General features: G+C 49.1%; 17 protein-coding genes. All 17 read right to left on the reverse strand.

Going from position 1 to position 14,268, the window contains the following annotated elements:
* Nucleotides 1-11 precede the first annotated feature (11 nt).
* A complete protein-coding gene (gene ahrC, locus PP175_RS17205; RefSeq protein WP_272443304.1) occupies nucleotides 12-461 on the reverse strand; it encodes a transcriptional regulator AhrC/ArgR in 450 nt (149 codons plus the stop codon).
* Between the two features lie 74 nt (nucleotides 462-535).
* A complete protein-coding gene (locus PP175_RS17210; RefSeq protein ID WP_334314167.1) occupies nucleotides 536-1,402 on the reverse strand; it encodes an NAD(+)/NADH kinase in 867 nt (288 codons plus the stop codon).
* A 386-nt stretch (nucleotides 1,403-1,788) separates the two neighbouring features.
* Nucleotides 1,789-2,607, reverse strand: a complete 819-nt coding sequence (locus tag PP175_RS17215) for a TlyA family RNA methyltransferase (protein ID WP_272443305.1) — start codon at nucleotides 2,605-2,607, stop codon at nucleotides 1,789-1,791.
* Nucleotides 2,608-4,524: a 1-deoxy-D-xylulose-5-phosphate synthase gene (gene dxs, locus PP175_RS17220; RefSeq protein ID WP_272439541.1), complete on the reverse strand. Its 1,917-nt coding sequence runs from the start codon at nucleotides 4,522-4,524 to the stop codon at nucleotides 2,608-2,610.
* A 161-nt stretch (nucleotides 4,525-4,685) separates the two neighbouring features.
* Nucleotides 4,686-5,570: a polyprenyl synthetase family protein gene (locus tag PP175_RS17225; protein WP_272443306.1), complete on the reverse strand. Its 885-nt coding sequence runs from the start codon at nucleotides 5,568-5,570 to the stop codon at nucleotides 4,686-4,688.
* 5 nt (nucleotides 5,571-5,575) lie between these two features.
* Nucleotides 5,576-5,830: an exodeoxyribonuclease VII small subunit gene (xseB, locus tag PP175_RS17230; RefSeq protein WP_442870477.1), complete on the reverse strand. Its 255-nt coding sequence runs from the start codon at nucleotides 5,828-5,830 to the stop codon at nucleotides 5,576-5,578.
* A 1-nt stretch (nucleotide 5,831) separates the two neighbouring features.
* A complete protein-coding gene (gene xseA, locus PP175_RS17235; RefSeq protein WP_272439543.1) occupies nucleotides 5,832-7,199 on the reverse strand; it encodes an exodeoxyribonuclease VII large subunit in 1,368 nt (455 codons plus the stop codon).
* A 37-nt stretch (nucleotides 7,200-7,236) separates the two neighbouring features.
* On the reverse strand, nucleotides 7,237-8,094 hold the full coding sequence (folD, locus tag PP175_RS17240; RefSeq protein ID WP_272439544.1) for a bifunctional methylenetetrahydrofolate dehydrogenase/methenyltetrahydrofolate cyclohydrolase FolD: 858 nt from the start codon (nucleotides 8,092-8,094) through the stop codon (nucleotides 7,237-7,239).
* A gap of 66 nt (nucleotides 8,095-8,160) precedes the next feature.
* On the reverse strand, nucleotides 8,161-9,147 hold the full coding sequence (locus tag PP175_RS17245; RefSeq protein WP_272443307.1) for a tRNA (adenosine(37)-N6)-threonylcarbamoyltransferase complex transferase subunit TsaD: 987 nt from the start codon (nucleotides 9,145-9,147) through the stop codon (nucleotides 8,161-8,163).
* Complete coding sequence (gene nusB, locus PP175_RS17250; protein ID WP_272439545.1) at nucleotides 9,144-9,569, reverse strand: transcription antitermination factor NusB; 426 nt, start codon at nucleotides 9,567-9,569, stop codon at nucleotides 9,144-9,146. Before nusB ends, PP175_RS17245 begins: the two co-directional genes overlap by 4 nt.
* 118 nt (nucleotides 9,570-9,687) lie before the next feature.
* Nucleotides 9,688-9,906, reverse strand: a complete 219-nt coding sequence (locus PP175_RS17255; protein ID WP_272439546.1) for a DUF2273 domain-containing protein — start codon at nucleotides 9,904-9,906, stop codon at nucleotides 9,688-9,690.
* 9 nt (nucleotides 9,907-9,915) lie between these two features.
* Nucleotides 9,916-10,485 (reverse strand): alkaline shock response membrane anchor protein AmaP, encoded by a 570-nt coding sequence (amaP, locus tag PP175_RS17260; RefSeq protein WP_272439547.1) that lies wholly within the window; start codon nucleotides 10,483-10,485, stop codon nucleotides 9,916-9,918.
* A 41-nt stretch (nucleotides 10,486-10,526) separates the two neighbouring features.
* Entirely contained in the window at nucleotides 10,527-10,937 is a 411-nt protein-coding gene (locus tag PP175_RS17265; RefSeq protein WP_272439548.1) for an Asp23/Gls24 family envelope stress response protein, read from the reverse strand.
* Nucleotides 10,938-11,032: 95 nt separating this feature from the next.
* Nucleotides 11,033-12,391: an acetyl-CoA carboxylase biotin carboxylase subunit gene (gene accC, locus PP175_RS17270; RefSeq protein WP_272439549.1), complete on the reverse strand. Its 1,359-nt coding sequence runs from the start codon at nucleotides 12,389-12,391 to the stop codon at nucleotides 11,033-11,035.
* A gap of 10 nt (nucleotides 12,392-12,401) precedes the next feature.
* Complete coding sequence (gene accB / locus PP175_RS17275; protein ID WP_272439550.1) at nucleotides 12,402-12,932, reverse strand: acetyl-CoA carboxylase biotin carboxyl carrier protein; 531 nt, start codon at nucleotides 12,930-12,932, stop codon at nucleotides 12,402-12,404.
* Nucleotides 12,933-13,093: 161 nt separating this feature from the next.
* Nucleotides 13,094-13,642 carry a SpoIIIAH-like family protein gene (locus PP175_RS17280; protein ID WP_272439551.1) on the reverse strand — a complete coding sequence of 183 codons (549 nt, stop codon included), beginning with the start codon at nucleotides 13,640-13,642 and terminating at the stop codon, nucleotides 13,094-13,096.
* A gap of 14 nt (nucleotides 13,643-13,656) precedes the next feature.
* Nucleotides 13,657-14,268: a stage III sporulation protein AG gene (spoIIIAG, locus tag PP175_RS17285; protein ID WP_272439552.1), complete on the reverse strand. Its 612-nt coding sequence runs from the start codon at nucleotides 14,266-14,268 to the stop codon at nucleotides 13,657-13,659.

The raw sequence follows: 14,268 nt of genomic DNA on the forward strand, positions 1-14,268 counted from the left end.
AGCCCTCCTGACTACAGCATATTAATAAAGCGCTGTGACATTTCGGTTGCGCTATCGTCTGTCCGGTTAATAATCAGAATGGTGTCATCCCCGCATATCGTTCCCAGTATTTCAGGCCAATCCAGATTGTCAATTAAGGCTCCAATGGCGTTGGCGTTGCCGGGCATGGTTTTCATCACAAGCAGATTATTTGCCTGTTCGATGCTGATGAAGCTGTCCATGAGTAAACGTTTTAACTTATGCTGCGGATTAAAGCGCTGATCAGCCGGAAGCGAATATTTGTAGCGCCCATCATTCATTGGGACCTTCACCAGGTGAAGTTCTTTGATATCCCGGGATACGGTGGCCTGTGTTACATTAAATCCGGCAGCGCAAAGCAGTTCAACCAAATCATCCTGTGTTTCGACTTCATTGCGTGAAATGATTTCGCGGATTTTTATGTGGCGCTGTCCTTTGTTCATGCTTTTCCCTTCAACTGATGAAGAGGACTCCTCCAGCAAATCCGGGTTAGCATTCACAGCGTTATCATTTTCCATTAGTCTCCCTCCCCTTGTAGTTTTTTCCGAACGACTTGAAAAAAGCTGCGCGCCTTCCATTTAATGAGCGGCGTAACATACGGGGAACGCCGGATGACGATTTCATCGTTGACTTCCAGCGGGTACCCCTGCTGCCCGTCTATTGTAATGCCGATATCCTGGTGTGTGGCTTCGACAACCACATGTATTTCTTCATCGGCCGGAAGTACAATCGGCCTGGCTGTCAGCGAGTGTGGCGCAACCGGCGTTAGAACGATTGCGTTTATGTACGGTACAACAATCGGCCCCCCCGCAGAAAGGGAATAAGCTGTTGAACCAGTTGGTGTGGACACAATGACACCATCGCCGTTAAAGGATGCCGCATACAAGTCATCCACAAAAACCTTGCATTTTATCATGCGGTTAAAGCTGCCTTTTGCGATTCCGATATCGTTAAGCGCAATAGAAGGGTGCAGGCGCCGGCCTTCCCGAATTACCTCGCATTCTAGCATCATCCGGTGTTCCACACAGAAATCCCCATCTAAAATTTGATCCACCGCATGCGGTAGATCGTCCGGTTCCGCTTCGGAGAGAAAACCAAGGTGTCCAAGGTTAATTCCGAGTATCGGAATTGAGTAGGGAGCCAGTTCGCGGGCAAGCCCCAGCAGCGTCCCGTCACCGCCAAGAACAAAAACAATATCTACACATTTATGAAACTCAGCTATAGCGAGAGAAAGATCCTGCCTATCAATGAGATCCGCCATAACCTGGTCGACGTAAACCCCTGCATTGTTTGCTTCCAGGAGCCGCACCAGCTCCTGGCCAACTGTACACGCGTTTTCTTTATCTTTATTAATCACGATTCCAATGGTCGTCAAAAGATACACCTCAGTTCATTACGTGAACAGGCCACTTATTATTCATCCTTATTATACCTTGTTTTTTGCAAAAAGCATGCGAAAATCATCGCGGGTCATGCCGCTCTCTCCTTTCCCCTCATATAAGTTTTTACGGCCGCTTTGTGAAACGACGGGCGGACCGGCAAAACATCTGGGTATCTCAATGATGGAGACAGGTTGCCAGTCTTTTTCGCCCTCTGTGCCACACGCTCCACAGTGGGAAAGAAAGGTGCGGACATGCGCCTCACGATGCTTTCCTTGGGTGTTTCGGGACCGGAGGTATACTTCCTTTACCAATAAAGATACAACAAAAGTTGACGCCGCAAAGCAACGTCAACTTTTCTATCTTTCCTTCTCATTTTACTCTCTATCACCTAAAACGTGTGATGGGCTTGTGAAACCGTTTCTTTAATCTGATTATTCCACATCTCATCCATATCAGCAGGCGTATTCGTCCACTCCAGATTAAGCAGAAATTCGATGTTGCCTTCTCCCCCCGTAATCGGAGAAAAGGACAGTCCGCGAATGGAAAATCCAATCTGGGTACTGAACGCCATCATCCGAGTCAGCACTTCAATGTGAACAGCCGGGTCCCGCACAACCCCATGCTTGCCTACCTGCTCGCGCCCCGCCTCGAACTGAGGTTTGACAAGCGCAAGCACTATTCCGCCGTCCTCGAGCAAATCCTTCAGTACAGGAAGAATTAGCCTAAGCGAAATAAAGGAAACATCTATCGTGGCGAAGCGGACCCGTTCACCTTCCCATTCTTCTGCCTTTAAATGGCGGAAATTTGTACGCTCCATGACGACCACGCGTTCATCCTGGCGAAGTGAGTAATCCAGCTGATTATAGCCTACATCTATCGCATAAACCAGGCGTGCCCCGTGCTGCAGAGCGCAGTCAGTAAAACCACCCGTAGAAGCGCCGATGTCCATTACGACCGCATCTGTCAAGTCAATGTCAAACGTTCTAAGCGCCTTCTCCAGCTTCAGCCCGCCCCTGCTTACATAAGGGTGAACCTGGCCCTTTACCGTAATCGGCAGTTCAACATCCACTTTCGTGCCTGGCTTATCATACCGTTCATTTTTTACATACACGAGGCCGGCCATAATGGCAGCTTGTGCCTTTTCCCTGCTTGGAAAAAATCCTTCCTGAACAAGGCGAAGGTCTATCCGTTCCTTCTTAGCCATAATCTACGCTCTCTGCCTCCTGGCCGGCCAATGGGCCCGGACTTTCTGTGCGACATGCTCTGGCGTCAGCCCAATCTCTTCCCGCTGTTCTTTCACACTGCCATGTTCGACAAAGTAATCAGGGATTCCCATGAGTTCAACAACAGCATCGTGATACCCTGCCTGGGCATAGCACTCGACGACTCCGCTGCCAAATCCACCTTTTAAGCAGCCTTCTTCAAGCGTAATAATGGTATAGTGCTCACGCGCCAGCCTAAACAAAAGCTCTTCATCAAGCGGCTTAGCAAACCGGGCGTTGATAACCATTGGCGTAATGCCTTCAGCATGCAGTATATCCGCTGTTTTTAGAGCGGTAGGTACCATATTGCCGAAAGCAAGTATGGCAACGTTCTGTCCGGGGGTAAGCACTTCTGCTTTACCGATGGGAAGCGCGGTTAGCTCAGCGTCCATTTCTACGCCCTCTCCATTGCCGCGCGGATAGCGAAACGCGATCGGCCCCACCTCATACTGCATGGCCGTGTAAACCATATGCTGCAGCTCATTCTCGTCTTTTGGCATCATGATCGTCATGTTCGGCAGACTTCTAAGGAACGCTATGTCAAACACACCCTGGTGTGTTTCCCCGTCTGCCCCGACTAGCCCGGCGCGGTCAATGGCAAAAGCGACATTTAAATTCTGGCGGCACACATCGTGCACGAGCTGATCATAGGCCCGCTGCATAAAGGTTGAATAAACTGCAAATACAGGCTTCATCCCTTGAGTAGCCAGGCCGGCTGCCATGGTAGTTGCATGCTGCTCCGCGATGCCAACATCAAAGAAGCGGTCAGCAAATTTCTCTGAAAATCCAACAAGGCCGGTTCCGCTCGGCATGGCAGCCGTAATGGCCACAATGCGGGGATCCTTGAAGGCAAGTTTCTCAAGGGTGCGGGCAAAAACCGCGGTATACGAAGGTGGTCCGGCTTTCTTAATTTGTTCCCCGCTCTCAATCTTATAGGAACCAATTCCATGGAACGTATAAGAATCGGCTTCCGCCGGCGCATACCCTTTTCCTTTTTTCGTAATCACGTGAACAAGTACAGGGCCTTTTGTTTGACCGGCAAGCCGGAGTGTCTCCATCAAGGTTGGCAGATCATGACCGTCAACAGGCCCCAGATATGTAAAACCGAGTTCTTCGAAAAGCACGCCGGAAACAAGAAGATAATATTTCAGGCCGTCTTTTAACCTTTCCGCCAGTTTAGCCATCGTTCCGCCAACCGCAGGAATTTTCTTCAGCAGTGCTTCAATATCTTCTTTTGCTCTTTTATAGTTTTGGTTTGTTCGCAGTTTGCCAAGGTAATTGTGCATAGCGCCCACATTCGGCGCAATCGACATTTCATTATCATTCAGGATAACCATTAAGTCTCTTTCTTCATGGCCAATATGATTCACGGCTTCTAAGGCCATTCCCCCGGTGAGGGCTCCATCACCAATAATAGCAATGACATGGTTATTCTCTTTCTTTAAATCCCTGGCGATAGCCATTCCCATCGCAGCCGATAGAGATGTGCTGCTGTGTCCGGTTTCCCATGGGTCATGCTCACTTTCACTTCGTTTAGGGAACCCACACAGGCCTTTATACTGGCGAAGAGTATGGAATTGCTCCATTCGTCCTGTCAACAATTTATGGACGTAAGCCTGGTGCCCAACATCCCATACAAATTTATCCTTGGGACTATCGAACAGATAATGAAGGGCAAGCGTTAGTTCCACCACTCCAAGATTCGGAGCAAGGTGTCCCCCGGTTTCGGCTAAGCTAGAAATTAAAAATTCCCTGATTTCACCCGCCAGCTGATTTAGCTGCGGGATGGTTAATTTTTTTATTTGTTCCGGGGAGTTGATTGATGATAGCAAAGTAAACTCCTCACTTTCGCAGCGTTTCATACTATGTTTCCCGTTATGATTCATGCATATAATCATTCAAATATATGGAAAATGGTTTTGTAAGACAACAACATGTTACCATAAACAATGGGAAAACACTATGTACTTTATACTGCCAAAAGCCACAGCCAGACGGCTGCGGCTTGATGGTTTTATCCAAATTAATGGTCACGCTCCATAATATACGCGGCAAGCTCCGCAAGCACAGCATCGTTGGCAAGCCCGGCCTCACGAAGAGCTTTCTTCGCTTCGGACACAGAATGGCTCAGTACTTCCTTCGATCTTTCCATGCCAAGCAGTGAAGGGTAAGTTGATTTATGGCTTTTTTCATCGCTGCCAACCGGTTTTCCCAGTTTAGCCTCATCACCTGCAACATCCAGAATATCGTCCTTCACCTGAAAAGCTAAACCTATGTGTTCGCCGTAACGTGTCAGTGCCGCCAGCTGGTGTGGCGTAGCTCCGGCTGCAATCGCTCCCGCCCGCACGCAGAATACGAGTAAATCCCCTGTTTTATGCCGGTGGATATACTGCAGTTCACCAAGGGTGAGTGTCCGGTTTTCACCCTCCATATCGGCGACCTGTCCGCCTACCATTCCTTTCGGCCCGGCATACACAGCCATTTCACGCGATATGCGCAGCACATCTCCCGCCGGCACACCAGCCCTTTCTGCTTCGCAGAGCGTTTCGAAAGCCTGGGTTAACAGGGCATCACCAGCCAGAATCGCCATGGCCTCCCCGTATACCTTATGGTTGGTGGGCCGCCCTCTGCGGAAGTCATCATTATCCATCGCTGGCAGATCGTCATGGATAAGAGAATACGTATGGATCATCTCAACCGCACAGGCGATGGCCAGCCCCATCTCATATGGCTTTCCAAAAGCATCCAGGACAGCAAGGACAAGAATCGGGCGCAGCCTTTTGCCGCCAGCTTCGATGGAATAACTCATCGCTTCAAGCAGCCCGGCCGGCACATCCGAAAGCGCTAAGTATTGCTGCAGGCTTTTGTTTACAGCATGCGAACGGTCGGCTATGTACTGGGCTAGCATCTGCTTCAATTGTCCTCTCCCTCCAGGTTAAAAGGAACAGCTGTCAAATCGTCGTCTTTTTCAAGCAGCGTTTCTATTCTATGCTCAACGTCAGAAAGCTTGCGGTTGCAAAGGGCAGACAGCTCCATCCCTTCCTGAAAAAGCGTAATGGCCTCCTCGAGCGGAACTTCCCCGGCTTCCAGCTGGCTTACAATTTCTTCAAGCTTTTTCATCGCCTCTTCGAAAGGCATGTTCTGATTGTGAAGTTCGTTGTTATCCATGTTATCCATTGTTTTTCACCTCTTCGATTCCCCATACCTGGCAGTCAAGCGAGCCATCGTTTAATTGTACCGTCAGGCTGTCGCCCGGGTCAACTTGCGCAACCGATTTTACCAGTGTTTTTCTAACCCCCTGCGTTTTAAATGCCAGCGAATAGCCTCGCTGCATCACTTTCAACGGGCTCAGCGCATCCAGCTTCCCAAGATGGCGGTCCAGCTTTAAACCATTCGCCCGGACAATCGCTTCCACAGCCCGCTTTAACCGGTGTTGCTGGGTGCCGACCTGCTCACGGTAGCGGGCAGCCTGCCGTACCGGGGTATGCTGCAGAAGTTTTTGATGGGCGCTCTGATATCGGTTTCTCTTCTGGATGGCATACTGGGATGCTGCTCTGCCCAGCCGCTCAACCAGTTTATCGAGCTGCTGTTCATACTGGATAAGCTGCCGCTCTGGCTGACGGAAAACATAAGATCGCTGAAGCCGGTTTAGCTTCTCCCTTAACTGTCGGGTTTGGTAAGAAAGTCCAGTCCTCAACCGGCCTGATAACATGTCAAGCCGCTCGCGCAACTCCAGAATATGGGGAACAGCCAGTTCGGCTGCCGCCGTGGGGGTGGCCGCCCGGACATCCGCAACGAAATCAGAAATGGTAAAGTCGGTTTCATGCCCAACCGCGGAAATGACAGGGATGTGTGAGCTGAAAATAGTGCGAGCCACAATCTCCTCATTAAACGCCCAGAGTTCCTCAATGGATCCGCCGCCCCGGCCTATAATGAGCACATCCGCTTCTCCCCGTTCATTCATAACAGAGATAGCCTGGCTGACAGACCGTGCTGCATTCTCACCCTGTACAAGCACCGGGTAAAGCAGAATGCGGCTGATGGGATATCGGCGGCGCAGGGTTGTGATAATATCACGGATCGCAGCGCCTGTTGGCGAAGTGATAACACCAATAGTCGCCGGATAAGCGGGGATTGGTTTTTTATGTTCTGGCGCAAACAATCCCTCCGCTTCAAGGCGCTGTTTTAACTGCTCAAACGCAAGGTAAAGGCTTCCGATCCCGTCAGGCTGCATTTCTTTCGCATAAAACTGGTACTGTCCATCCCGCTCGAAAACAGTGATTGAACCGCGCATTAGCACCCGGGTGCCATTCTTGGGTATAAACTTAAGATAGCGATTGTGTCCGGCGAACATGACGCCGCGCATCTTGCTTTCTTCGTCTTTAACTGTAAAATACATATGGCCGCGGGTGTGGTGCGTAAAGTTAGATATCTCCCCACGGATCCATACATCCTGAAGCACATCGTCAAAATCAAATTGGTCTTTAATATATCGCGTTATTTCTTTGATAGAATAAATGCGCCGGGTGTCGTTCATAGTATGTATCCCTTCCGCAATACAACCGTGCAGGTTATTAGATTATTCCGTTTAATTTTTTAGCGGCGTCCACTGTGTTCTTGAGCAGCATCGTAATTGTCATCGGGCCCACACCGCCCGGAACCGGGGTGATATAGCCCGCGATATCTTTTGCCGACTCAAAATCCACATCCCCAACAAGCTTACCTGTTTCAAGGCGGTTTACACCTACATCAATCACGATGGCACCAGGTTTAATATCGGAGCCCTTAATCATTTGCGGCCGCCCTACAGCGGCCACAACAATGTCCGCTTCTCTAACAAGTGCGCTGAGATCTTCAGTCCGGGAATGTGCGATGGTAACCGTTGCATTCTCGCGCAGCAGCAGCATCGAAACCGGCTTTCCCACAATATTGCTTCGGCCAACGACAAGAGCCTGCTTGCCTGAGATCGCCTGGCCGGAACGTTTGATTAGCTCGATAATACCATGGGGCGTGCAGGGTAGGTAACAATCATCGCCAACTACCATATTCCCTACATTGATCGGATGAAAACCGTCGACATCTTTATCCGGCCGAATTCTGTTAATGACCGCCTTCTCATCAATATGGGCGGGTAGCGGCAGTTGGACGAGAATACCGTGAACCGCGGGGTCGGCATTTAAGCGATCAAGTTCCGCCAGCAGCTGCTCCTGTGTAATGGAATCATTCCTTCGGACAATTTCCGAAGCGATTCCCACCTCACCACAGGCTTTCTCTTTGCCGCGTACGTAAGACTCAGATGCAGGGTCTTCCCCAACCAATATAACCGTCAAACCCGGTATAACCCCGTGCGACCTGAGAACATCCACTTGTTCCTTGATACTTTTCCGAATATCTGCAGCCACTTCCTTGCCGCTAATAATATGCGCTGCCATAACAAACTCCCCCTGGCCGATGTGTTTTATCTTAAGTTTAATCAACGAACATAAAGAACGCAAAGGTTAGATAATGTTCGTCTTTTTTCTGCGTTTATACTGGATAAGCCCCAACCGGGCCGTGCCGAAAGCGTTATCCCCTGCGTAGGCAGGATCTGCAAAATGCAGCCGGGCCTTAACAGCGGGGTGTTCGAGCCGTTTTACAAGCCGTGAGCGAATATAGGCATTAGCCGATACTCCGCCCACAATTAAAATATCACGCGCGAACCCATTCTCCACCACCCGCCGCAAAACTTTTTCCAGCGTGTTCGCAATGCATTTCTCCGCTGCCCGAGCAATCGCTGGCCGCGGTATCTCAGAATTGTTTACGGCTTTGAGGAGAGCTGTTTCAGGACCGGAGAAGCTGAACGTGTAGCCATTGACCGACGAAGGAACCGCAAATTCTTCAGTTGTCGCCTCTTGAGACTCGTTGGCCAGTTTCTCCAGATAAGGGCCGGCAGGAAACGGCAGGCCGAGGGCCACACCCACCCGGTCGATAAGCTGACCGGCATGCAAATCATCCGTTCCGCCTATTAACGCAATCTGGTACCCGCTTTGCGTCCTTGTACAATCCAATAGCTCACTTGTACCGCCGGATAGGTGAACCGCAAGAAAATGGTCAGCCGCAAGAGGCTTGTTCATTGTATATTCACCAGCGGCAATGTGCCCCTCCTGGTGAGTGGTGTAATACACGGGAACCTGATGAAAATGGGCGATCATCTCGGCTGCTGCCTGGCCAGCAAGAAACACAGGCATATAACTGCCCTCCACCGGGCGAGGCGCACGGCTCACGGCTACAGCCACCAGGTTTTTATCGTCCATCGCCATTTCTTTTGCGAGAAGTGGAAGCCGCTTTATATGCTGAAAAAGAGCTACGGATTGCTGCAGCCCTTTCTCTCCTTCTTCTACAGTTAACAGTTGTTTCTGCTCGCCTATTATTTCGCCCTCCATCGTGACTAGACACAGAGAAGTGCGATAATTGCTCGTATCGATACCAAGAAGCACGTCCATTATTTCTGGCTTCCCTTTTCGACTTCCTTCGCCATACTTGCGAGAACACCGTTGATAAACTTAGGCGATTCGTCTGTTCCGAACAGCTTTCCCAGTTCAACGGCTTCATTAAGCGTAACGCTTATTGGAATGTCGTTCTCATAAAGCATCTCGTAGCCGGCAAGCCGGAGGATTGCACGGTCAACATTTGCGATGCGCGCCATCGTCCATCCGCGCAGGAATTTGCTGATCTGGGCATCGATTTCACCCTGATGAGCGGCTGTTCCTTCAACTAATGTCCGCAGGAAAGAGGAATCTCGTTCCCCATCTTGCACTTCTTCATCATTTTCCATTAAATACGCAATAGCCTCCTCAATGTTGGCCTGCGTCATATCGATTTGAAATAATAGCTGTACCGCTTTCTTGCGGGACTCGTGTCGATTCATACTTACCCACCTTTAAAAAATTTCCGTTTCTACCTTATAATAAGGAATTGCCGGACCAAACACAACCGATATAAAAACGCCAAACCCTGTTCAAAGGACTTGACGCTCTCTTTATCCGCTACCGCTTTGTAAACTTGCCAGGTAAAATCCTGTCCAGAACTTCACTTAAATCTTCCTGTTTGTCAAACTTGCTTCCGATGTAGAAACCTGTTGCAACAAACACCATAAAAATAATGGTTTTAAAAAAGCCAACCAGCAGGAACAGCAGCCCAAAAATAAATCCTGCCGCAACTCCTAACGATTTTCCCCGGTTTTCAAGAATGAACTGTAAGAACATGGGCCACCTCTATTCTACGCGCCGTACTCGCCCGCCGGCTGAAGACGCAACATCTGTCACGACAACCGTAACCTCGGCAATTTCAACGCCAGCAACGTTCTCCAAGTGTTCTTTAATCTTTTGCTGCACCTGTTCGACCAGAGCCGGAATGGGAGCTTCTCCATCAACGAGTGTTCGTACGCGAATAAATGTCCCGCTTTCTTCAGGGCTTACTTTGACTTTTAATTCCTTCACCCCGCGCACCCTTCGCGCCGCATGTACAGCCAGGCTTTCCAGCGTCTCCACCGTTATCCGGACATCACCATGTTCGGTGGGTTTGCGCACGGACAACCCGGCACCTTCCGGGCGGCTCCCCCTTCCGCGCAGGCTTGTGAACAAAAATTTCAGGCTAATAATAAGAAAAATGATGGCAGCAATAAGGTAAGTCAGACTTATCTGGGATGAGGAGTACATGCCATCAATGCTGGATATAACCAACTGGTACGGTACAAGGTTTAGGCTGGCCGCCATTACGAGTAGGGAGACCACAACCAGTGCAAGGCTATATAGGGTTAAAATAAAACGATCAAATAAATTCACGAATGTCCTCCTTTACGAAGCAAGACCCCATATGGGGCCTTCTAACGAACGCGGTGAACTTCTTCTTCTATTACTGCAGCTTTCTTTTCCTGTTTCAGCTGTACGTCCACAATATGTACATTTACCTGGCTTACGACCAGACCGGTCATCGTTTCGATCGAATTACTAGCGTTCTCCTGAACCTTATGTGCGACATCAGGAATCGGGTATCCGTATTCCACAATAATATACAGATCAACGGTAGCTTCTTTCTCAGTGACGGTAACCCTGACACCTCTGCCGCTCGATTTCCTTCCTAGCCGGTCGACTATATCACCAACCAGCCCGCTGCTTAAATCTGTAACACCAGGTATCTCCGAGGCGGCCATATAGGCGATGACCTCAATGACTTCTGGCGCAATCTCAATTTTGCCTAAACTGCCCTGCAAAGATTTATCGACATTTACTTCCAAAAAAACAACACCTCCTCTGAAGCATACTTTATATGCCTATTATAGCAATGGTTGTACTATAAGACAATTTTCTGCCCAAAGAAGGTGTTATTATTTTACTCCGGAATCATAATTGTATACGTCTCCAGGAATTTCGTATTAAAGTTGCCTTCTACGAATTTCTCATGTTGAAGAAGCTGCAGATGGAAGGGTATCGTGGTATGAATGCCCTCTCCATCAATAATGAACTCAGCTAAAGCCCGCTTCATACGGTCTAAAGCATCAGCTCGATCCTTACCCCAGACAATGAGCTTCGCGATCATCGAATCATAGAACGGGGATATTTGATAGCCCTGGTAGGCGCCGCTGTCCACCCGCACCCCAAATCCGCCTGGGGGAAGATAGAAGTTGATGCGTCCGGGAGCCGGGATAAAGTTTTTTGCAGGATTCTCTGCGTTAATCCGGCACTCTATGGCCCAGCCGTTAATCTTGACGTCCTCCTGTGTAAAAGACAGCGGGAATCCGGCTGCAACTAGTATCTGCTCTTTGACCAGGTCAATGCCTGTAATCATTTCCGTTACGGTATGCTCTACCTGAATGCGGGTATTCATCTCCATGAAATAGAACTTACCCGTTACATCCAGCAGGAACTCAATCGTTCCAGCGCCTGAGTAATTGACAGCTTTAGCTGCAGCTACAGCCGCTTCACCCATCTGGCGGCGTGTTTCCGGATCCAGTGCAGGTGAAGGGGCTTCTTCCACAAGCTTCTGGTGGCGCCGCTGAATCGAGCAGTCGCGCTCTCCGAGATAGACAACATTGCCATGGTTGTCCGCAATAATTTGAATCTCGATATGGCGGGTGTCCTCCAGGTACTTCTCAAGATAAACACCGGGATTGCCAAAGGCGCTCTCTGCTTCCTTCTGGGCCTGACGGACAGAACTAATGAGCTCTTCTTTTGTACGGGCTACCCGCATCCCTTTCCCGCCACCGCCGGCGGTTGCTTTAATGATAACCGGGAACCCGGCTTCTTCGCCAATTCGCACGGCTTCTTCTACATCTTCAATCAATCCATCGGTTCCAGGAACAATGGGCACGCCTGCCGTTTTCATCGTCTCACGCGCTTCATTCTTATCGCCCATACGGTTCATTGCATCAGGCGAAGGCCCGATAAACGTAATATTGCATGCCGCACATATTTCCGCAAAATCAGCATTTTCAGCTAAAAAACCATATCCGGGGTGAATCGCATCAACCCCTGTGGATGTTGCCACGCTCATTAGGTTTGTGATATTTAAATAGCTGTCCTTTGATGGAGTCGGTCCGATACAGTAGGCCTCATCGGCAAGGCGCACATGAAGCGCTTCTTTATCGGCAGTTGAATAAACGGCTACCGTTTTGATTCCAAGCTCATGGCAGGCCCGGATGACCCGGACAGCAATTTCTCCTCTATTGGCAATCAATACTTTTTTGAACATGACAGCCTCCTCAGTCAGCCTTCACAAGGAAGAGTGGTTGTCCATATTCAACAAGCTGTCCATCCTGTACCAGCATTTTCACGATTTCACCGGAAACCTCGGCTTCGATTTCATTGAATAGCTTCATCGCTTCCACAATACACACGATTGTATTGTTCTTTACTTTGTCGCCGACCGACACATATTGGGCGGCACCCGGTTCAGGAGCGCTATAAAATGTACCGACCATCGGAGACGTAATTTTGTGAAGGTTCGCTTCGTCGGCGTCAGCTGCCGGTGCAGGGGCTGGAGCAGCCGGTGCAACCTGTGGTGCTGGTGCTGGTGCTGGTGCTGGGGCAGCTGGTGCAACCTGTAGTGCGGGCGCCTGCACTTGTGTTACAGGAGCTTCCTGGAGTTCTTGTGCTGGAACTGCGGTATAAACCGTGCCAGCAGATCCCTTCTTAATGCACAATTTCGTACCTTCATCCTCGACCTTAAATTCGTTGATACTGGACTGGTCGATTAGTTTAATGATTTCTCGGATTTCATGAATTTTCAACATGAATGGTCCACTCCTATCTCACAGATTCTATGTATTATATTAGGTGATAAATATCAACTTGTATTATAACATAAACTTCAATTATTATACAGCAAATCAGACTGAATTATGGATCAATTAAGAAAGCTCTCCGCCACATTTCAGGGGGAGAGCCGTGTTTATTATTTATAGCTGACAATGATGTTATTTCCGGAAACTTTCATATGCTGTTTAACGAGTGAGATAATTTCTACGGCTTTTTCAGGTTTCAGCGACTGTGCCTGGACGATAACACGGACCATATCATCTTTGGCAATAACAATGGCATTTTTGAAATTGCCTGCAGATTTAATGAGTTCCTCTACCTGCGTCTCGGTATCCTGAAGCGAGGCAAGTTCATCGTATTTTTTCTTTGCCTGCTCTACCGCTGTAGGCTGTGCCGTGCCGCTTTGCATGACCTCTAAATATTTGTCCATTTCCTGCCCCTGTTCATCATTGCGCTTCATCCTGCTGCTCACGAAATAATCATCGGAGGCTGTCATAACAGGGGGCTTATTGGTGTCCTCTTTTGTTTTCACCGCGGCATCAAGTTTAATATCTGCCGGCAAAGCGCTTTGTTTGCCTTTGGATGTAAGCTGGGAATTGGGACCCTGGACAAGATAATAAGCGGACAATACCACCAGAACAGTAAGCATGGATAACAGCCAGACGGTTTGTTTTTTCAGAACCATGTTTGAAAACCTCCTTATTTATTCCTTGGTAGAATTGATATTTTATAAGACGGAACAGCCAGCACTTTCTGCACCGCCTCAAGCATCCATGCTTTAACCTGCAGGTTTTCGGCTCCCCGTGCTACCACGACGACCCCCCGCACTTTTGGTTTAATCGTTTTAATTACAACCGGCTGCTCGCCATTGTCGTTTTTGGCCATGACGACCTGTTCATCTGTTGATTGGTCTGTTACTTCTCTTGTGACCCCTTTATCCGCTTCTTTCGTTGTCTGTGTGCGGGTGGTTCGGTTTCGCTCCACAACCGTTTCCTCTGTGGAATCAATGTTGACCATTACGGTTACATCGCTGACTCCTGTGATATTCGATAGCACTTCTTTTAATTGTTTCTCATACATCGTCTCGTAGTCAGACATGGAGTAGGATTCTTTGGACTTCTGGCCAAATGCAGGAGCAGCGTTTTGATTCTGGGGTGGTGTGGAAGGCTTCTGTTGCGAGCTGATGAAAGAACTGGCAAGCATAATGGCTACGCCGACCCCGGCAACGATTATCATAGCCTGGAAACCGCCCAATCCTTTTCCATCCGTTTTAGCGAAAATCCGTTTAAGGTTCCATTTATCCTGCGACAT

The organism is Aneurinibacillus sp. Ricciae_BoGa-3 (assembly GCF_028421645.1).
Classification (GTDB): domain Bacteria; phylum Bacillota; class Bacilli; order Aneurinibacillales; family Aneurinibacillaceae; genus Aneurinibacillus_B.